The 20,333-nt window shown below is 36.3% G+C and carries 14 protein-coding genes and 1 tRNA gene; 8 read left to right on the forward strand and 7 right to left on the reverse strand.

The annotated features are described in order from the left end of the window. The first annotated feature begins 225 nt into the window (after positions 1–225). The gene (locus tag MKJ01_RS17815; RefSeq protein WP_241615559.1) at positions 226–2,952 is read left to right on the forward strand and encodes a sodium-translocating pyrophosphatase; all 2,727 of its coding nucleotides are present in this window, start codon (positions 226–228) and stop codon (positions 2,950–2,952) included. 80 nt (positions 2,953–3,032) lie between these two features. Here MKJ01_RS17815 and MKJ01_RS17820 read toward each other — a convergent pair whose 3' ends face one another. Continuing rightward, a complete protein-coding gene (locus MKJ01_RS17820; protein WP_241615560.1) occupies positions 3,033–4,172 on the reverse strand; it encodes an aminotransferase class I/II-fold pyridoxal phosphate-dependent enzyme in 1,140 nt (379 codons plus the stop codon). Between the two features lie 88 nt (positions 4,173–4,260). Here MKJ01_RS17820 and MKJ01_RS17825 point away from each other — a divergent pair, with 88 nt between their 5' ends. From MKJ01_RS17825 to MKJ01_RS17835, 3 genes are all read left to right on the forward strand, one after another. Further along, complete coding sequence (locus MKJ01_RS17825; RefSeq protein ID WP_241615561.1) at positions 4,261–5,307, forward strand: M28 family metallopeptidase; 1,047 nt, start codon at positions 4,261–4,263, stop codon at positions 5,305–5,307. Positions 5,308–5,349: 42 nt separating this feature from the next. Beyond that, on the forward strand, positions 5,350–5,793 hold the full coding sequence (locus MKJ01_RS17830) for a GNAT family N-acetyltransferase (RefSeq protein WP_241615562.1): 444 nt from the start codon (positions 5,350–5,352) through the stop codon (positions 5,791–5,793). Positions 5,794–6,067: 274 nt separating this feature from the next. Beyond that, a complete protein-coding gene (locus tag MKJ01_RS17835) occupies positions 6,068–6,280 on the forward strand; it encodes a hypothetical protein (protein ID WP_241615563.1) in 213 nt (70 codons plus the stop codon). Between the two features lie 273 nt (positions 6,281–6,553). On the opposite strand, the gene MKJ01_RS17840 is transcribed toward MKJ01_RS17835, so the two are convergent. Continuing rightward, the gene (locus MKJ01_RS17840) at positions 6,554–6,913 is read right to left on the reverse strand and encodes a helix-turn-helix domain-containing protein (RefSeq protein WP_241615564.1); all 360 of its coding nucleotides are present in this window, start codon (positions 6,911–6,913) and stop codon (positions 6,554–6,556) included. A 248-nt stretch (positions 6,914–7,161) separates the two neighbouring features. On the opposite strand from MKJ01_RS17840, the gene MKJ01_RS17845 reads away from it, so the two are divergent. Next, complete coding sequence (locus tag MKJ01_RS17845) at positions 7,162–8,079, forward strand: ClpXP adapter SpxH family protein (protein ID WP_241615565.1); 918 nt, start codon at positions 7,162–7,164, stop codon at positions 8,077–8,079. 339 nt (positions 8,080–8,418) lie between these two features. On the opposite strand, the gene MKJ01_RS17850 is transcribed toward MKJ01_RS17845, so the two are convergent. The 3 genes from MKJ01_RS17850 to MKJ01_RS17860 all read right to left on the reverse strand — a co-directional run bounded on the left by MKJ01_RS17850 (position 8,419) and on the right by MKJ01_RS17860 (position 11,266). Continuing rightward, positions 8,419–9,126, reverse strand: a complete 708-nt coding sequence (locus MKJ01_RS17850) for a hypothetical protein (protein ID WP_241615566.1) — start codon at positions 9,124–9,126, stop codon at positions 8,419–8,421. A 104-nt stretch (positions 9,127–9,230) separates the two neighbouring features. Then, positions 9,231–10,394, reverse strand: a complete 1,164-nt coding sequence (locus MKJ01_RS17855; RefSeq protein WP_241615567.1) for a hypothetical protein — start codon at positions 10,392–10,394, stop codon at positions 9,231–9,233. Positions 10,395–11,194: 800 nt separating this feature from the next. After that, positions 11,195–11,266: transfer RNA gene (locus MKJ01_RS17860), tRNA-Arg, on the reverse strand. Positions 11,267–11,788: 522 nt separating this feature from the next. On the opposite strand from MKJ01_RS17860, the gene MKJ01_RS17865 reads away from it, so the two are divergent. After that, positions 11,789–12,415 carry an NAD(P)-dependent oxidoreductase gene (locus tag MKJ01_RS17865; RefSeq protein WP_241615568.1) on the forward strand — a complete coding sequence of 209 codons (627 nt, stop codon included), beginning with the start codon at positions 11,789–11,791 and terminating at the stop codon, positions 12,413–12,415. Positions 12,416–12,499: 84 nt separating this feature from the next. Here MKJ01_RS17865 and uvrA read toward each other — a convergent pair whose 3' ends face one another. Then, entirely contained in the window at positions 12,500–15,292 is a 2,793-nt protein-coding gene (gene uvrA / locus MKJ01_RS17870) for an excinuclease ABC subunit UvrA (protein ID WP_241615569.1), read from the reverse strand. Between the two features lie 307 nt (positions 15,293–15,599). Here uvrA and MKJ01_RS17875 point away from each other — a divergent pair, with 307 nt between their 5' ends. Together MKJ01_RS17875 and MKJ01_RS17880 are read left to right on the forward strand one after the other, a co-directional pair. Then, the gene (locus MKJ01_RS17875) at positions 15,600–17,411 is read left to right on the forward strand and encodes a TonB-dependent siderophore receptor (protein ID WP_241615570.1); all 1,812 of its coding nucleotides are present in this window, start codon (positions 15,600–15,602) and stop codon (positions 17,409–17,411) included. Between the two features lie 75 nt (positions 17,412–17,486). After that, complete coding sequence (locus MKJ01_RS17880; protein ID WP_241615571.1) at positions 17,487–18,203, forward strand: DUF2490 domain-containing protein; 717 nt, start codon at positions 17,487–17,489, stop codon at positions 18,201–18,203. Here the strand turns inward: MKJ01_RS17880 and MKJ01_RS17885 are convergent, their stop codons facing one another. After that, positions 18,204–20,255, reverse strand: a complete 2,052-nt coding sequence (locus tag MKJ01_RS17885; protein ID WP_241615572.1) for a M48 family metallopeptidase — start codon at positions 20,253–20,255, stop codon at positions 18,204–18,206. Positions 20,256–20,333: the final 78 nt, after the last annotated feature.

Below are 20,333 nucleotides of genomic sequence, written 5' to 3' on the forward strand. Positions count from 1 at the left end.
GCAAAAAAACAGAACATTATTTAAACTATAAAAAATTAGCCGCATAAAAAAGACTGCCCTTTTTGGACAGCCTCTTTTTTATTTGGCATCTGTTAGAAAATCATAAAAGCCTTGTCCCATAGACCATTAAATTACAATCAAATTTCATCACTTATAAAATTTTATACCATTTCCATGAGAATATTTATTATATTTAATATTCTATTACCAAAAAAATATTAAACTATGGATTTATTCGTGTTAGTGCCAATCTTTGGTGTCATTGCCTTACTCTACACATTCCTGCAGAGCAACTGGGTAAGTAAGCAGGATGCCGGAGATGAAAAAATGAAAACAATCAGCGGTTATATTGCTGACGGTGCTATGGCTTTTCTGAAAGCTGAGTACAGGATTTTAATGTATTTTGTGGTTATTGTAGCCATTTTATTAGCCATCATGGGAGGCAGCAACTCCGATTCTCACTGGACCATCGGGCTTGCCTTCGCTATAGGAGCCGTATTTTCTGCACTGGCAGGGTTTATCGGGATGAAAATTGCAACCAAAGCGAATGTAAGAACTGCACAAGCAGCAAAAACATCGCTGTCAAAAGCTTTAAAAGTCTCTTTTACCGGTGGATCTGTTATGGGAATGGGCGTTGCCGGACTGGCAGTCTTGGGATTGGGAGCTTTATTTTTGATCATTAAACAGATTTTTGCACCTGATGCTACAGTAGATTCCCACGAAATGGAAAGAACCATTGAAATCCTTACCGGATTCTCTCTGGGTGCGGAATCTATTGCCTTATTTGCCAGAGTAGGCGGGGGTATTTATACCAAGGCGGCTGATGTAGGGGCAGACCTGGTAGGAAAAGTGGAAGCCGGAATCCCTGAAGATGACCCAAGGAATCCAGCTACTATTGCCGACAATGTGGGAGATAATGTAGGTGATGTAGCCGGGATGGGTGCCGATTTATTCGGTTCTTACGTGGCTACTGTTCTGGCAACGATGGTACTGGGAAGAGAAACCATTTCTGACGATTCTTTCGGCGGTTTTGCCCCGATTCTTTTACCGATGCTGATTGCAGGGACAGGAATTATTTTTTCTATGCTAGGAACTTTATTTGTAAGGATTAACGATAATGAAGGTTCATCAACATCAAGTGTCCAAAATGCTTTAAACCTGGGAAACTGGGGCAGTATTGTAATTACTGCAATTGCTTCTTACTTCCTGGTAACTTATATTCTGCCGGAAAAAATGGAGCTTAGAGGGCATGAATTTACCAAAATGGGCGTTTTCGGAGCCATTATGGTTGGTTTGGTTGTCGGCACATTGATGAGCATCATCACAGAATATTATACGGCAATGGGAAAAAGACCCGTGTCCAGTATTGTAAGACAGTCTTCAACAGGCCATGCTACCAATATCATTGGCGGTCTTTCTGTCGGTATGGAATCCACTTTGCTTCCGATTATTGTTCTGGCAGGCGGTATCTACGGTTCTTATTTATGTGCCGGATTATACGGAGTTGCTATTGCAGCAGCAGGAATGATGGCAACAACAGCGATGCAACTGGCTATTGATGCTTTCGGACCGATTGCAGACAATGCAGGCGGAATTGCTGAAATGTGCGAGCTTCCGAAAGAAGTCCGTGAAAAGACGGACATATTGGATGCCGTCGGAAATACAACTGCTGCTACCGGAAAAGGATTTGCCATCGCATCTGCAGCATTAACTGCCTTGGCTTTGTTCGCCGCTTTTGTGGGGATTGCAGGAATTGACGGGATTGATATTTACAGAGCGGATGTATTAGCCGGATTATTTGTAGGAGGAATGATTCCTTTTATATTTTCTTCCCTGGCAATTACCGCTGTCGGTCAGGCTGCCATGGCTATGGTAGAGGAAGTCCGCAGGCAGTTCCGGGAGATCCCGGGAATCCTGGAAGGAAAAGCAAAACCGGAATATGAAAAATGTGTTGCTATTTCTACCGATGCTTCCATCAGAAAAATGATGCTTCCGGGAGCTATTGCGATTGTTTCACCACTGCTGATCGGTTTTATATTCGGACCTGAAGTATTAGGCGGATTTTTAGCAGGCGCTACCGTTTGCGGTGTTTTAATGGGCATGTTCCAGAACAATGCAGGAGGTGCCTGGGATAATGCCAAAAAATCTTTTGAAAAAGGAGTGGATATTAACGGACAGATGTATTATAAAGGTTCAGAGCCTCATAAAGCTTCCGTAACAGGTGATACGGTTGGCGATCCTTTTAAAGATACTTCCGGGCCTTCAATGAATATTCTGATTAAGCTTATGTCCATTGTTTCTCTGGTTATTGCGCCTACACTTGCAGTATTGCATAAAGATAAGATTGAAGCGAACAGAGCGGCTAAAGTTGAAAGCTTAACCGGAATGAAAGCCAGCCAGCCGGTTTCCGGAACTCCGGGAGCAGTATTGGTTCCCACAGAAATTAAAGGACATTTGAATGAAAATGGTGACTTCGTTTATGATACCGGAGCTGTTCAGGAAATCCAGTTAAAAGGAGGAAAGAAAATTTCTATCGGAGAAGGAAGCCAGCTGCTTCAAATGTATCAGCTTGTTAAAACCAAAGATCAGTCAGTACTGGATCCGAATAAGTGGTTTACGATTGAAAATCTGTATTTCGAGACCGGTTCCAGTGAATTGCGGCAGGGTTCTGAAGTGCAGCTGCTGAATTTAGTGGAAATTCTGAATGCCTATCCGTCTCTTAAAATAAAGCTGGGAGGATATACCGATAATACAGGAAATCAAGAAAGCAATCAGACTCTCTCCAATTTAAGGGCGCAGACTGCAAAACTGAAATTACTGGAACTGGGTGTTGCAGGAGATCGGGTAGAAGCAGAAGGATACGGATCACAGCATCCGGTTTGTGAAGCGAATGATACCGATGAATGCAAAGCAAAAAACAGAAGGATTGATGTTAGGGTCTTAGCACTTTAAGATCATTTTAGTAATAGAAAAGCACTGTATTATAGCAGTGCTTTTTTATTGTCTTCTTTATAAATTAATCCGTTTCAGGATTACAGGTTTTTCCTTAAATGTTCAAGGGCATTAATGATCAGTTCATCTTTCTTTGCAAAGCTGAAACGGATATAATCAGAATTCTGCTTTGAATCGGAAAAAGCCGATAACGGGAGGCATGAAACCTTTTTATCAATGGTTAGCCATTTTGAAAATTCCACATCCGTCATGGTCTTTGAGACATTCCTGAAATTAATCATCTGGAAAACCGTACCTTCAGCTTTATGTTCAGCAACAAGAGGCGTATCTTTAATCAATTCATAGAACAGGTTCCGTTTTTTCTGCATTATGATCCGGTTTTGATAAGGATCAAAAATTTCAAGGTATTTTGCAATCGCATATTGGCACGGAGCATTCGCACTGTAAGAAATATATTGCTGGTGACAGCGGAACCTGGAAGTAAGGTCTTCGGCAGCCAATAAATAACTTACCTTCCAGCCGGTGGAATGAAACATCTTACCGAATGAGAAAATACAGAATGTCCTCTTTTTGAGTTCAGGATGTAAAAATGAGCTGTAATGTTCAATACTGTCATAGCAATACGTATCATATATTTCTTCAGAGATCAGATAAATTTCCCGATGCTGTATCAATTCATACAATTGATTCCAGTCATGGCAAGACCAAACTTTCCCGGTAGGATTCTGGGGGGAATTAACAATGACAGCTTTTGTTTTTTCGGAAATGCAGTTGCTAAGCTTTTCCCAGTCTACTGTAAAATCATCATTAAGTTCACAATATACAGGAATGCCGTTATTCAGAACAATGGACGGACCATATGTATAATATGATGGCTGGATCACAATGACTTCATCACCAGGATTTAAAATACATTTGAGTGCGGTATATAGCGTAAAAGTAGCACAGGGAGTGATCGTTATTTCATTTTCATTTACTCTGATGCTGTTTTCCCTTTTCAGGTTAAAGCGGATTACGCTTTCTATTAATAAAGGATTTCCCGCAAGCGGTTCATAATGATGCGTGCCATAATCTGCCGCTTCTTTTAAGAGATTTTTCAAACGAATATCAATATCAAAATCTGCAAGTCCCAGAGACAGGTCAAAACTGTTATGCTTAGAAGCAAGTTCAGACATTTCTGTAAAAAATGAGTAATGGGTAAATCCGTAAACTTTCTCCATAAATGTTGCATATATTTCAAATATAAGAAAATTAGCGATTCATTACGGATTAAATAAATTTTGTTATTTTTAAGCAAATTATTCTATCATGAGAAAACTATGTATTTCACTATTTTCAATAGCGGTATTGGTAAGTTGCGGAACGGCGAAAAATTCAAAGGACAGAACTGCATCAGCAGTTTCATCTGGTGTGAAAGGAGACAAAGCATTTCTTTCTGCTTATAAAGAAATTACGGCAGCTGATTTAAAGAAAAACTTATATGTAATCGCTTCCGATGAAATGGAGGGCAGAGATACGGGAAGCCCCGGGCAGAAGAAAGCGGGAGAATACATGATCAACTATTATAAAGGACTCGGTATTTCGTATCCAAAAGCCTTGGGTTCTTACTACCAAAAGGTACCTGCCGGTTTTATGAAAAAAAGAGGCGGAGGAAACCTTCCTGATTCTGAGAATATCCTGGCCTTCATAGAAGGTTCTGAAAAGCCTGAAGAAATTGTTGTGGTTTCCGCACACTATGACCATGTAGGTACACAAAATGGAGTAGTCTATAATGGCGCGGATGACGACGGAAGCGGCACTGTGGGTGTCATGGAGATTGCAAAAGCTTTCCAGAATGCAAAAAAAGCAGGAAACGGCCCCAAAAGATCTGTTTTATTTCTTCATGTGACCGGAGAAGAGCATGGTTTGTTCGGCTCGGAATATTATACGGACAATCCTGTTTTCCCATTGGCTAATACGGTTGTTGATTTAAATATCGACATGATCGGACGTGACGATCCTGAGAACAGAGGCAAACAATATGTTTATGTAATCGGTTCTGAAATGTTAAGTTCTGAACTGAAAGTGATCAATGAAGCCGCAAACAAAAAAACAAATAACCTGGAGCTCAATTATAAATATGATGACCCGAACGATACACAAAGACTGTATTACAGATCAGACCATTATAATTTTGCCAAAAATAATGTTCCGGTTGCGTTCTTTTTTGACGGAATTCATGAAGATTATCACAAACCTACGGATGATGTTGAAAAAATAGATTATGAACTATTAATGAAAAGAACTCAGCTTGTTTTCACCACCGCATGGGAAATCGCTAACAGGCCTGCCAGAATTGTGGTTGATAAAAAATAATCGGCAGCAAATACATCGGTCTTATTAATTAAAATTAATTGTATGACAATCCGTGAAGCGAGATTGGAAGATATTCCACAAATTCAGGTGATAAGGAATGCCGTTAGAGAAAACACATTATCTGATCCTAACCTTGTTACTGACAAGGATTGTGAAGAATTTCTATTTAACAGGGGAAAAGGATGGATATGTGAAACTGATGATCAGATTAAAGGATTTTCAATTGTTGATCTTAAAGGCAATAACATCTGGGCATTGTTTGTACATCCTGACTCTGAAGGGCAAGGTATCGGAAGAAAGCTGCATGATATAATGCTCAATTGGTATTTTAAACAGACCCATGAAAATGTCTGGCTCGGAACCTCGCCCGGTACAAGGGCTGAAACATTCTACAGGAAAGCCGGCTGGAATGAGATCGGGACACACGGAAAAGGAGAAGTAAAGTTTGAAATGACCTTTGACAGATGGAAGAATCATATAAAATGAATACAATATAATCCATAAGCAAAGACAAATATTCATTCAGCAGTTTGTCTTTTTTAATAACCCTTTATTCACCAATTTATCATATAAAAACTTCCTGTGATTTATGCTTGTGATACCTATTATTTTAATGACTATGTCCATACGGTATGTATTGCTTTTGAAACATGGACCTATGGAAAAAGAAAGTGAATTATTTACTGGAAAAAAAGAAATAATTTCCGGCTATGAGAGCGGTGCATTCTATAAAAGGAAATGACCATACGTCCTTAGTTTATTGAAAAAGATAAATCTGAAAGTAGGAGACAGTATTATTGTTGACGGATACGTTACATTAGACAATGATGGTAAATTAGGACTGGGCGGCTATCTATATGATGCTATGGGACAAAAAGTCCCTGTCATCGGGCTTGCAAAAATGACTTCAATGCCTATGATTCCCAGTAAAGAAAGATATACCGCGGCGAAAGCAAGACTCTATTGTTCCTGACTGCGAAAGAGGCAGATGTAGATGAAATCCGGATAAAAGTGGAACAGATGTACGACAGTTTCAGGATTCCGGTATTGCTGAAAAAGCTGGATCACTTACAAGATCAATGTGAAACGACTTACATGTTGACGAACAATAAAGGACTGATAAATATCAGTCCTTTATTGTTTTTATTAATTCTAATAAATATAAATTTGTACTGTCTTTAAGTCATATCATAATCATATCCATATCAATTTTTGTTTTTTCAACCGGTAATTATATTGCCGGTTTTTATTTTTGATAAAGAGATTTCCTGTATTCAATGCCCCATTTGGCTATTTCATCAATAACCGGTTCTATAGTCCTACCGTATTCCGTAACTTCATATTCCACAGTCACCGGTTTTGTGTCTAAAACAGTACGGGTGATCAGTTGATTGATTTCCATATCCTGAAGCTCTTTTGAAAGCATTTTGGCAGCAATCCCATCAATCTCCCTAAGAAGATCCATAAAGCGCATTTTTCCTCCCTGCAGTAATGTTCCCAAAATATGAAACTTCCATTTTCCCGACAGGATTTCCATAGCATCTTTTATTGCGTTCATCCTGTATTTACAGACTGATGACGTATTCAGTTGGGGTTCTTTTTTCATAGGTCTAATTTTATATGGTAATTAAATTGTAAAGGTATAAAAAATCATCAGATGGTTTCATACAGGAAACCGGTTTCCAAAAGGAAAGTAACTGTGTTCATTTCGTGATTAAACATTAGATTTGTCATTAAGATTAAACAAGTAGGAATCTATTATCACCAGAAATGATAAATTACAGAATACTGACATTCTTTTTCCTTACCGCAGCACTGAGCAGTTGTAACGGACAAAATAATAAAAGTAAAACAATGGAAAATAAATCATCAAACCCGCTGCTGTGTGATCCGGCGACAGGTATTTGCGAAATGCCCGGCGAAAAAACGGAGATTGGAAATATTAATGTTCAGACCAATGAAAAACCTGTGAAAGTTATTTATTTTACAGATCCTATCTGCTCATCATGTTGGGGGATTGAGCCTCAACTGAGAAAACTTAAACTTGAATACGGAAGTCATGTAGATATAGAATACAGAATGGGAGGACTGCTTCCGGACTGGAGCTACAATAGCGGAGGAATCAGCAAGCCGTCTGATGTGGCACATCACTGGGACGAAGCAAGCCTGTATTATGACATGCCGATTGACGGAGATATCTGGCTGCAGGATCCTTTAGATTCTTCTTATCCGCCTTCAATTGCTTTTAAAGCCGCTCAGCTTCAGGATAAAACAAAAGCAGTCGATTTTATGAGAGAACTCCGTGAAATGGTGTTCTTAAAGAAAAAAAATATCGCAAAATGGGATAACATTGCTGCTGCTGCAAAAAAAACAGGTTTGGACACGGATCAGCTGAAAGCAGATTTTGAAGGAAGAGCAAAAGAGCTTTTCCAGGAAGATCTGAATCTGGCAAGAGCCATGGGAGTGCGTGGTTTTCCGACCATGTTCTTCACCAATGAAGCGGGAAGCAAAGAAATCGTTTACGGCTCAAAACCGTATGCATTTTATGAAACAGCAATCTTAAAGGTAAATTCTGAAACCAGGAAATCAGAATATTCCAAAAACTGGGAAAACCTTTTCGGAAAGTACCGTTCCCTTACCGCAAAAGAATTTTCAGAACTCTCCGGAACCCCGAGAAAAGAAAGTGAAAAAGTTTTAAATGAACTTTCTGACAAAGGAAGCCTTGAAAAGGTAACCACGAAAAACGGTTCCCTGTGGACTCTGAAATCATAGATTAATTTCATCATATTTAGCAATTTTTTACCGGAGATTCTATTGAGTCTCCGGTTTTGTTGCGGCAACCTGATCCAAAGAATTTCATTAATTGATGCTTAAAAACATAGACTAAAATTAAAATATGAATGAAATAAAAAAACCGGGCAAAAGTATTTTGTCCGGTTGAATAGTAGTCTCACCAAGATTATTTCATAAGATCTTAATCAAAAAATGAGTCCGTCTCACAACTAGTGAAAACGGACTTTTTTTATGATTTTTCTCGACCTCCTGTCGGAGAATGATTTTCGTACAGTCGATTCTCAACCCACATCATTTAGTTGTGAGAGTGACTCATTTTTATGCATCTAATCTATCTGGGGTTTGCGCAATCTCAAGCTTATTTTGCAAATCATATATTTCATTATTTAATGACGTAATCTGATCTCCATGTGTTTCTACCATTTGTAAAAATCGTTTTTCAAAAGTTTCATCTATATTTTTTATTTCAGCAGTTGTTTCTGCATTTCTTCTAGCTAATGCTTCATTGTGATACATTCGTTCTGAATGTAATGTTTGTTCTAAATCAGATATATTTCTCTTTAAGCTATCAACAAATTCATTGTATTGAGCACCTTCTCTTGACTCTCTAATGGCTTTCTCCTTATTATCGAGAGCCTTTGCAATATCTGTATCTCTTACGATTTTGTCAACTATTTGGCTTTTAATGTAATCAGCTCTTTTCCTTACAGAATGTCTTAAAAACCATTCATTTAATTGATTTAAGTATGGCACTAAAAATAAAAATATTAGAGAAGATATAAGAGGATAATATAGATAATGCCATATATCAGAATAATTTTCTGTTATCTGATTGATTTTATATTCAATGTTGCCTTTTGAAAAAATAAAAAAAACAATAGGCTTCCAGTTAAAAGCGACCCAAGAAATTGAGAAAGCTGTTATATACGGGTTTTTAAATCGATCTAATACTATATCAGAAAGGTCTGATATAGCTTTTGATAACCCTGTCTTAATATTTTCAGTTTCCTGCTTTAAATCTTCCATAGTTTTTGTTTCTCCGAATATAAAACAATTCTTATTAAAATAAAACATTGCAATTTATTAGATGGGTATTTACTTTTTATTTTTATTAGTGTAAATAGTAATAATCATTCAAATTTTTTAAATAACCAATTTGTTAAACTTTGCTTGGCAATAGATAGCATAAGTTCATAGTTGGGTAATATTACGTTTTGTAGTGAACCTTCATTATTATATATTGAAAAAGTTTGAAAAAATCGTGTAGTAGTATTTGGCTCCCTGTGAGGTGGTTGTTTTCCTTGGTGAATAAAATTAGATCGATGTTTATAGGATTGTGCTAAAATTTCATTTATTTCATCAATACTTAAGTCAATAGGATGATTGCCATTATAATGCCTTTCAATTTCTTTTAAATCTAAATCGCTTCCCTGGCTACTTTCTATATATTTTTTATTACGATCCGGTACATTCAATTCCCATTCTGAAATTGGAGCATATTCAAGTATAAATTTCACATATCTTTCTTTTAAATAAGTGTTTAACCCCCTACTTATTTTATAAGCTTTAAAAACTTGTGCAAATTCAGGATCATTTTCACTTAATTTTGACCAGATCGCATCTTTTGGATTAACATCTTTAACTTTTTCTCTTTTTATTGCTTTTTGAGCTGCTGATTCTATACTGGCAACAATTAGACTATATGCTAAACCAAAATCCTCTCTTTTATTTATCAGTGATAAGTGGAGCATTCTAAAATTTTGCATAAAAATTACGTAAGAGTCATAATTGAGAGAATGTAGTTTATTTATTATTTCTATAGATTCATCACGTATTTTAAATTGCTCTTCATGAGATAGAGTGATTACATTTCCCACTGGGCCTGCAAATAGGATTGGATGACTGTTGGCTATTACTTTAAGTGCTTCCTGACTAAGAGAAGGAAGAGTACGATAATAGTGTCTATTTCTGGGCGATTTAAATGGAGTTAATGTTATTGATGATAATATTGCACAAAGTGCATGTGAGTATAAATGACAATTAGAAAAATGAATCTTATCAGATATTTCTACAATATTTACGAAAGACAAATATGGACCATCGATCCTCACTTCTTGGGATGGATGAATAATACAATGGCCTAAGTCCCATGATGATGTAATTTCAAATGGGGATAAAATGACACAATATAATTTATTCATCGCATTATCATCAATGCTATTATAACCTGAATTTCTGAATGTATATATACAATCATCGAATAGAACGTGATCTGCTGTTATTGGTGTATTCATAGTTTTATTTCAAAGTTAATTATTTTCAGTGATACAAAATTTTTAAATGTGTAACATCACAACTATTTTGCCCATAGTGTTTCAAATTGTTAATAACTTTTATATAACACGTCAAGTTTTGTCGCATTAATGGTTGATTCTTGCAAAGTATAAAACTTGATCTGAATATTTTAAAAATCGGTTAAGCTTTTGGTTTAATTTATTCGTATAGAAACATTAGAGTTATTCAAGCTTAAAAAAAAATATATATTCTTCAACCTTTTAGAGAAAAGCTTCTGGCGGAACTCGATTTGAATTGTTGTAAATAATAATTTTATCATTAGCTTCAGTATCGAAAATAAACGTCGAATTTAAGTGTTAATTTATATCAATTGTAGATTCCCGTTCCAAAAAGAATAATTGAGATTATTGCACCAGTCCACGCAACTGTTACTTCGTTAAATAATCCTATATCCACAATTAGAGTTTTTATTACAAAATGTAAATAATTTTACCTCGGCAGAGTAATCATCATACTATTAGCAGTATTGTAAAATTTGATCTTTTTTTATCATCCATTCTTTGCAGAAATGCATTAAATTTAGCCATTTCATCTGTAAAATATTATTAAAGTCACCAAATGAATTCGCATTGTGGCAACCGCTGCTGCCATACTTTTTTAACGATTTAAAGCATTTGTTTTTCTAATTCATCAATATTTTCAATAAGGGCAAAGGATTAAAAAAAATAGGCTAACTGTCAAAATACGCCACATCAAATATTGAGATAAGCTTATTTTAATAGTTAACCTGCTGCTTTAGTAGCCTCACCAAGAATCGAACTTGGATCTAAAGTTTAGGAAACTTCTATTCTATCCGTTGAACTATGAGGCCTGGGTGGTCAAAGATATTAAATAAAACTGAAAAATAAAAGAATCCGTTCTTTAGGAACGGACTCAATAGATAAATACATCTCATTTTTTTAATTAGACAACAATAAAAAAGCACAGCCGACAATGCTGTGCTTAAATTTTTATAAATTTAATTGCAATTTCAAAACTGAAAAAAGCAAAAAATGATTTCATTTCAGATTTATTACAGAGTAAATGTAGAAATAATTTTCTTACATGCAATGAATTAAATGTTAAAATTCACAAGTTATCCACATTTTATTGTGGATAACTATACAGATGGCATTGTGTCTAATAATCATTTTTTCCAATTCAAAAAAATGATTAACTTTATTTCATTAAAATCTCTTTATAAATACCATCCAATATTCAGGCGCTATTCTAAATGCCTGAAGAATTAAGGTTCAGAAATCCTGAATCCAAAACAGTCTATTATTTTAAGCAAAAACAGACTTTACCAAAGTAATTTGCATTTATCCATAAGTAATAATAAAGAGAAATCATCATGAATACACATACAATTGCCGTGATCGGCGGAACAGGAAAATCAGGAAAATATCTTGTTCAAAATCTATTAAATAACAATTATTCAGTCAAGCTCCTACTTAGGAATCCCGAAAACTTTACGTTTGAACACCCTTTAATTAAAATCGTAAAAGGCGACGCAAGAGATGGAGCTTCCATTAATCATGTATTGAAAGATTGTGACATCGTCATCAGTACCATTGGACAGCCCATAGGAGAAAAATCGATTTTCAGTGATGCAACAAAAAACATCATTGCATCCATGAATACCTACGGAATAAAAAGATATATAGTCACCACAGGTTTACATGTTGATACCCCATTTGACAACAAAAATGAGCAGGTAAAAATGGCAACAGAATGGATGTATCATAATTATCCGAAAACCACCCGTGATAAACAGATAGAGTATGAACTCCTTACAGAGAGCAATCTCGACTGGACGTTTTTAATCCATCAGACCTCTGAAAGTTTTCTTACAGAAGCAAATCTGGAAGATTGCAGAGGTGAAAATATCAGTGCGACAGATCTTGCAGAATTTTTAGTTACTCAGATAGATGATAAAACATATTTAAAGCAAAGTCCTTTTTTATATAATCTGCTTTAAAAACCAGCAAATATTTCTAATTTGAGAAGTTTATGATAGAAATATTTAAACAAAAAAGAGAGTCGTAAAAGACTCTCTTCCTTATTAATTCTCCAGCTTTTCTTTAATATATCTTGCCGTATGTGATTTTTTATTCTTAGCTAAATTTTCCGGGGTTCCTGTAAAAACAACTTCGCCGCCGTGTTTTCCGGCTTCCGGACCGATATCGATAATATAATCTGCGGATTTAATAATATCCGGTTGATGCTCAATAACGATAACAGAATGACCCAGATCAATTAAAGCCTGCAGTGACTTCAATAGCTTTTGGATGTCGTGGAAATGCAATCCGGTAGAAGGTTCATCAAAAATAAATAATGTTTTATCCGTAGTTACTCCTTTTACCAGAAATGAAGCCAGCTTCACACGCTGTGCCTCACCGCCGGACAGCGTTGAAGAACTCTGACCCAACTGTAAATATCCTAAACCGACTTCCTGCAAAGGCCTCAGCTTGGTAACTATTTTATCTTCATTGTTGTCTTTAAAGAATTCCAAAGCATAGTCAACCGTCATGTGCAGGATATCCGAAATATTTTTTTCATCATACCGTACTTCCAGAATTTCGTTTTTAAAACGGGTTCCTTTGCAGACTTCACATTCAAGTTCAATATCTGCCATAAACTGCATGGATACATTAATTACGCCTTCACCTTTACATTCATCACATCTTCCACCATCTACGTTAAAAGAGAAATGCTTTGGTTTGTAGCCCATCATTTTTGCCACTTTCTGCCTGGCAAATAGATCCCTGATGTCATCATAAGCTTTCAGATACGTCACAGGATTTGAACGGGACGATTTACCTATAGGGTTCTGATCGATCAGTTCGATATGCTTGATGAGCTTTTTAGGAAAATCTACGGAATCGTAATCGCCTTTTTTGCCGCCCATTCCCAATTGAATCTGGATATCGTTCGTCAGGATTTCTTTCATTAAAGTGGATTTTCCGCTTCCTGAAACGCCCGAAATAACCACCAGGTTTTCCAAAGGAACATCAACGTCAATATTTTTAAGGTTGTTCTGTCTTGCTCCTTTTATGTGAATCCATTCTTTTGCCTTTCTGCGTTTTGCCGGAACTTCAATTTCAAGTCTTCCGGTCAGGTATTTTGAAGTAAGGGTATCCGCATCTTTCAATTCTTTATAATCTCCTGCAAATACCAGTTCACCTCCAAGATATCCTGCTTCCGGACCGATATCAATAATATAATCGGCTGCTTTCATGACATCTTCATCGTGCTCCACAACGATTACCGTATTCCCGAGGTCACGAAGATTTTTTAAGACTTCAATTAAGTTTTCCGTGTCTCTGGAATGCAAACCGATAGAAGGTTCATCGAGAATATAGATGGAACCTACCAAAGAACTTCCCAGACTGGTTGCGAGATTGATTCTCTGGCTTTCACCACCGGAAAGCGTATTGGAAGTCCTGTTAATCGTCAAGTAACCTAAACCTACTTTTAATAAAAATTCCAGTCGGGTCGTGATTTCGTATAATAATCTTTTTGCCACTTCCTGATCATGTTCCGATAACTTTAAGCTTTTAATTAAAGGGAAAAGTTCATCCATAGGAAGCTCGATCATGGACTGGATATTGTAGCCGTCAATTTTCACCCAGCTTGTTTCCTCACGCAGTCTCAAACCTTCGCATGTAGGACATAGGGTCTTTCCACGGTAGCGGGAAAGCATTACCCGGTACTGAATTTTATATAAATTTTCTTCAAGCATCCTGAAGAAATTATCGACTGACGGGAACGTACTTTTACCGTCACCTTTCCAAAGGTATTTTTTCTGTTCCTTTGTCAGCTGATGATATGGCTTATGGATTGGGAAATCTTTTGCTTTTTTAATAAAATCTCTTTTCCATTCACTCATGCTTTCACCTCTCCAGGAAGCCACGGCATCTTCAAAAACCGAAAGGGTTTTATTGGGAATAACCAGATCTTCATCAATACCGATTACCTTACCGTAACCTTCACAGGTAGGGCATGCTCCGTAAGGATTGTTAAAGCTGAAAAAATGGACATTAGGTTCCAGGAATTCAATTCCGTCCAGTTCAAATTTATTGGAGAATTCTTTTACTTTTCCCGTTTCCATGTTTTTCAATGAACAATATCCACGGCCTTCATAGAATGCCATCTGGATAGAGTCTGCCAGGCGCTGCAGAAAGCTTTCATCTTCTTCATAGGAGAAACGGTCAATGACAAGATTGATTTCCATCCCTTTTTCAGGTATAAATCCAAAACTTTCAAGGTCTTCGATTCCTGCCACGTTTCCGCTGACTTCAAGCCTCGTGAACCCTGCCAGTTTTAAAATATTCAGAGTTTCATTAAAATTTTCAGCATCATATGCCAAAGGAGCGGCCAGCAAAAAGGAAGCGTCTTTTTTGGATGATTTTATAAAATCCACCACATCGGAAACCGAATCTTTTTTCACTTCTTCACCGGAAACAGGAGAAAATGTTTTCCCGATCCTCGCAAAGAGAAGTTTCATATAATCGTAAATTTCAGTTGATGTCCCTACGGTCGACCTGGGGTTTGAAGAAATCACTTTCTGCTGGATCGCAATAGACGGAGCCAGCCCTTTGATATCATCAACTTTTGGTTTTTCCAGCTTTCCTAAAAACTGGCGTGCATAGGAACTGAGACTTTCTACATATCTTCTTTGCCCTTCCGCATAAATGGTATCGAAAGCAAGGGAAGATTTACCGCTTCCGGAAACTCCTGTAATGACGATCAGTTTATTTTTCGGGATGAGGACGTCGATGTGTTTCAGATTGTTGAGATGTGCATTCTTAACAAAAATCTGCTTTTTAATATCTATATCTGTTGTATGAGCCATAGTAAAATTAAGACTAACAAAATTACGAATTTTAAGTGGATTCTGGTATTTTAAATTCGATACAAATGGTCCAGAGAAGTTCTATGAAACTTCCAGGTTTCAAAAACATGAAATTAAAAAATAGCATTGTTGTGATTCGTTGACCTGTACAGCTAGTTACATGATATACCGATAAAAAAATCTAAATAACATCTTCCGAAAAAATATAATTTTCAGAGTTCCCTGTTTTTATGACAACTATCATTGCACGTGTTGATGAACTCCAGTATTTTTGGGCTTTCAAAAACTAACTGAGATAATTCTGATAATGATTAAAAAAGCAGGAAGCCTATTTCTCCTCGGAACGGTATTGTTCGTACAGGCACAGGAAAAATCTACGGACATTGAAACTATTGAAGTCCAGGGAAAGCTGATTTCCATCCCGTATAAAATTGCCAATCAGAATATTACAGTCATTACAAAGGAAGACATTGAGAATTCTCCTGCCAAAAGCATTGATGAGATCCTACAGCATGTGACGGGAATGGATATCAGAAGAAGAGGAGCGAACGGAGTACAGAGTGATCTTGCTTTTCGCGGCAGCTCTTCCGAGCAGGTTCTTCTGCTGCTAAACGGAATCAGAATGAACGATTCCCAGACCGGACATAATTCCATGAACTTACCGATAGATCTGGAAGATGTAGAAAGAATAGAGATCATTAAAGGGCCGGGAGCAAGACGTTTCGGACAGAATGCTTATGCGGGTGTTATTAATGTCATTACGAAAACCCATATCGGGAAGAGAGTTAAAATAAGCGCAGAAGCCGGAGATTATGAAACGTTTGGCCTGGGACTCAATGCACAGCTGGGAAATGAGAAATTTTCAAATATGCTTACGGCAAATTCCAATTCGTCTCAGGGATATATGTATAATACCGATTATGAGATCAGAAATGTTTTTTATCAAAGCAAATTAGCCATACAAGACGGCGACATCAGGCTGCAGACAGGATTTTCCGAGAAGAAGTTCGGAGCTAACGGTTTTTATTCTTCTCCGAAAGCAACCGAACAGTATGAGGAAACACAGGCTTCATTGGTAAGCCTTGCCCATCAGCAGACGTTCGGAAATCTTAAAATTCATTCCAATGTATACTGGCGAAGAGGGCAGGACATGTACCTGTTCAACAGGGCAAAGCCTGAAATCTACCGGAATATACACATTGGAAATAACGTGGGCGGAGAAGTGAATTCCAGCTATCAATGGGGATTGGGGACCACAGGAGTGGGTTTGGAACTGAGAAAGGAATTTCTGGCAAGCAATAACCTGGGACAACGAAACCGTTTTATCTCACAGTTCTTTTTTGAGCACCATTTTTCTTTATTGGATAAGAAATTAAATATCAGCCCTGGAATTTCATGGGCCAATTATTCTAAAGAAGGAAATTTCTTCTATCCGGGACTGGATATCGGTTACAATTTTAATCAGAATAATAAAATCTACGGAAATATTTCCAAAGTTTCCAGGGTTCCTACGTTTACCGATCTTTTTTATATCAGCAAGACAGAGCAGGGAAATCCCAATCTTTTGCCTGAAACCGCAGTTTCTGCAGAAATTGGTTATCAATATCAGACCGGAAATATTTTAGCAAAAGTAAGCAGTTTTCTGAGAGATTCTCATGATTCAATAGACTGGACAAAAATATCATTGAACGATCCTGTCTGGTACGCCCAAAATATTGGTAACACAAGCAGCAAAGGAGTAGAAATTGAACTTAATCACCGGTTCAATCACTGGCTGAATTATTCTGTTGGATATACTTACCTGGACAATAAATTAAATTCTACCGGTGAATTTTCAGCCAGATACCTTTTAGATAACCTTAAACATCAGGTGATTGCAAAATTAGAAACAAAGTTCCTGAAAAACTTCACCAATGAACTTGTTTACCGATACAATCAGCGGATGAATAACGGAAGTTATCATGTACTGGATGAAAAATTAAGTTTTGTTAAAAAAGATTTTTCAATGTATATTTTAATTAACAATGTAACAAATACGTCATATACGGAAACTTTTGGTGTTGCTATGCCGCAGCGATGGTTTCATTTAGGTTTTTCTTACACAATCAATATTAATTAAATGTTAATTCAGAATGAATTAAAGTTAATATTACGAAATTGTTAATTCCTTTACATTTGCAAAAATTTTTTTAGGATGAAACTTTTTCTGAGTCTTGGTTTATTTTTAAGTTTTACGTTTTTCATAGCCCAGGAACATGTTTCCAGCTTTAATGCATTAACGATAACTTACAAATTTCATCCGAAATTTTTTCTTTATTTGGAAGGGCAGTCAAGAGGGATTGAAGAATACACGTATCCGGATTATTACGAGATCAAAGGAGGGCTGGGGTACAACCTTACCAAAAATCATAAACCTTTTGTAGGATTGGGAAGATATGCCACGTATAAGGAGCACGCTATCAACAAAGAAGAGTTCCGTGTGTGGTTACAGGATGTGATTGATTTTAAAAAAGGAGTTGTAAAATTTGAAAACAGGTTTCGTGTCGAAAAATCATGGTTTTATGAACCCCAGACTGATAAAAATTCTGAAAGGATGCGTTACCGGTACCGTCTGAATGTTTCCGTACCTTTAAATGCTAAAAAGATAGCACCGAAAACTTTATTTGCCAATGTATACGACGAAATTTTTATTGTCACCCCTATGAAACCTGCATTTGCAAGAAACAGGGTATACGGCGGGCTGGGATATCAGATCGATGAGCATTTCGGAGTTTTAGGAGGCTATCTCTGGCAGAGGGAATTTGAAGCAAAAGGAAACAAAAACTTCCATTTTATTTACCTCGCTTTAAATATTAATATTGATGATACCAATCCTCCTGCAAAAACATATCATTTCCCGGGTGCGGATTAGTTAGGAAGCCTCATCCAATCTTATCTGGAAATCAATAAGGGCTTCTTTATAATCTGTATAGCAGATATTAATGATTTCCTGATATCTATTTACCATATAAAAAACAGCATCAATTTCTGACTGAATATATCTGTCATTATTAAAATAAATATATTCAGAATTAATAAAATCTTTGATGATCTGCCGATCTTCAACAGATAATAAGTCCCGGTAACCGGATTCTTCACTGAATCTCTTTAGGATAGCCTTGAATGGCTTTTCATTCTTTAATAACACCGCTCTGTGTTTTCTGATTTCCTCTACTGGTAACGTAATTGAAACAAATTGTAAATGCGGAACGAAATTATTAATAGAATTTTGAAACTGCTCAAATTCATGGTCAAGAATAGCAAACTTCTTATATTTTTCAACTAAAGTTTTTTTATCATTCTCATCTGCCTTATTATAATAATAGGTGAAAATTTTCTTATCGTTTTCAGCAAGCCTTGTATTCAATGCTTCAAAGTTTTTTGTAAATCTGGGAATCAAAATTTTGGCTTCACTGTTCTTGTAAAGTTTCCCGTTACATTTAAAAGTTTTTACTGTTTTGGGATTGGCAGCAAGATATTGCAACGTATAAAGATCATTTCTGATACCTGCCTTTTCATATACTAACGATATATTTTCATCATTAAAAAAGTCATATGTTTCTGTATTATTAATTGCCGTGGCAAAATCTTCAATATTTTCCAATACAGGATTATGACTCTCATAATATCCATTAAAAGCTGAACTGATCTTTTTAAAAGGATATGACTTATTGTACAGCTGTACAAATCTTTCATTATCCGTTATGGTTTCACCGGTATTTTCAATATCGTACAATGCTAAATACTTTTCCGTTAACACTTTACATACTTCATCAAAACCGCGAATGATATTTTTTGCCAGATCATTGTTTTCAGGGATATTTTTCGTCCTGTTTTTCCATATCATTTCAATTCTTTTATCATTCTCAGGATGAAATGACCATTGATCTTCAATTTCAATTTTTGTTTTATTATAGCGTACCAGATCTTCAAGATTTACTTTTGGTAAATTATTTTCATAAGGATAACTGTTCCGCTCACTTAAAATTCTCATCAACGCAGTCTGGTTTTCAAAAATATTTTCAGGATAATAGGCCTGATTACTTTCTGCATAAAACACCAGTGCACTATTCAATGCAGTATCACTTAAACTTAATCTCAATAAAGCAGACGCTTGTTCTTTCGGATTGGTTACATAGGTCGCCACTGAATCCGCATGAAACTCCATTTCTCTTCTTAAAGAAGCATTGTTTTTAAATAAAAAATCAGAGAACAGTTTCAGGACATATTGAAATACATTAATGAATGCTATGGAAACCGATGCTGACAACTGAAATATCCAATGCGCGGAATTATACTTTAAAGAATTTTCAAAATCTTTATTGTTATAAACCGTATCGAAAATAATTTTTTCAGCCTGACTGACATAGCCGCCTATCTTCATGCTTTTTTGGGAAAAATGTCCAAACTCATGAGCTAATACGGTTTTAAGTTCACCAACCGTAGTGGTATTGATCAGTCCCATTCCGATGGTAATATTTTTCTTGACAGGTAAAAACATACTCCAAAAAACGGAATTGTAGCTTACGCTCGCATTCACTTCCGAAGACAGGAAAACTTTCCCGGGTTTATTTACTCCTGTTTCTTTTACAACTTCATCAATAAGAGAAAAAAGCTCAGGTTGATTTTCATGGGTGATCTCTATAAAGTGTTTGTTGCTATAGTTATTTTTCTTAAAAATAAATTTAATCAGATAATAAAAAACGACAAGCCCTACACTTACTAATCCCAAGGCAATTGCAAGCGTAATATAATTGGAATGTAGTCTGACAATCTGCAGAGCTCCGTAACCCAATAGGAAAATAAGAAAAAGAGAAATAAGAATTAAAATAAAGTATACAATGAAAAATACCGAAATTGAGGTAATGGCAGAAATAAGCTTAGATCTGTAAGCAGCTGAAATAGGAGGAAGGTTATTAGTCATGTTGGTAGTGTCTCACTAACTGTGTAAGTTAAAAAGTTATTCTGGAAAATTTTGAGCCCTTACAGCTCAAAAAATTTT

This window comes from Chryseobacterium sp. SSA4.19 (genome assembly GCF_022601875.1).
Classification (GTDB): Bacteria; Bacteroidota; Bacteroidia; order Flavobacteriales; family Weeksellaceae; genus Chryseobacterium.

Coding starts and splice junctions, on each gene's coding strand:
- MKJ01_RS17815 (WP_241615559.1), top strand. CDS start 226: ATGGATTTATTCGTGTTAGTGCCAATCTTTGGTGTCATTGCCTTACTC.
- MKJ01_RS17820 (WP_241615560.1), bottom strand. CDS start 4,172: ATGGAGAAAGTTTACGGATTTACCCATTACTCATTTTTTACAGAAATG.
- MKJ01_RS17825 (WP_241615561.1), top strand. CDS start 4,261: ATGAGAAAACTATGTATTTCACTATTTTCAATAGCGGTATTGGTAAGT.
- MKJ01_RS17830 (WP_241615562.1), top strand. CDS start 5,350: ATGACAATCCGTGAAGCGAGATTGGAAGATATTCCACAAATTCAGGTG.
- MKJ01_RS17840 (WP_241615564.1), bottom strand. CDS start 6,913: ATGAAAAAAGAACCCCAACTGAATACGTCATCAGTCTGTAAATACAGG.
- MKJ01_RS17845 (WP_241615565.1), top strand. CDS start 7,162: ATGGAAAATAAATCATCAAACCCGCTGCTGTGTGATCCGGCGACAGGT.
- MKJ01_RS17850 (WP_241615566.1), bottom strand. CDS start 9,126: ATGGAAGATTTAAAGCAGGAAACTGAAAATATTAAGACAGGGTTATCA.
- MKJ01_RS17855 (WP_241615567.1), bottom strand. CDS start 10,394: ATGAATACACCAATAACAGCAGATCACGTTCTATTCGATGATTGTATA.
- MKJ01_RS17865 (WP_241615568.1), top strand. CDS start 11,789: ATGAATACACATACAATTGCCGTGATCGGCGGAACAGGAAAATCAGGA.
- uvrA (WP_241615569.1), bottom strand. CDS start 15,292: ATGGCTCATACAACAGATATAGATATTAAAAAGCAGATTTTTGTTAAG.
- MKJ01_RS17875 (WP_241615570.1), top strand. CDS start 15,600: ATGATTAAAAAAGCAGGAAGCCTATTTCTCCTCGGAACGGTATTGTTC.
- MKJ01_RS17880 (WP_241615571.1), top strand. CDS start 17,487: ATGAAACTTTTTCTGAGTCTTGGTTTATTTTTAAGTTTTACGTTTTTC.
- MKJ01_RS17885 (WP_241615572.1), bottom strand. CDS start 20,255: ATGACTAATAACCTTCCTCCTATTTCAGCTGCTTACAGATCTAAGCTT.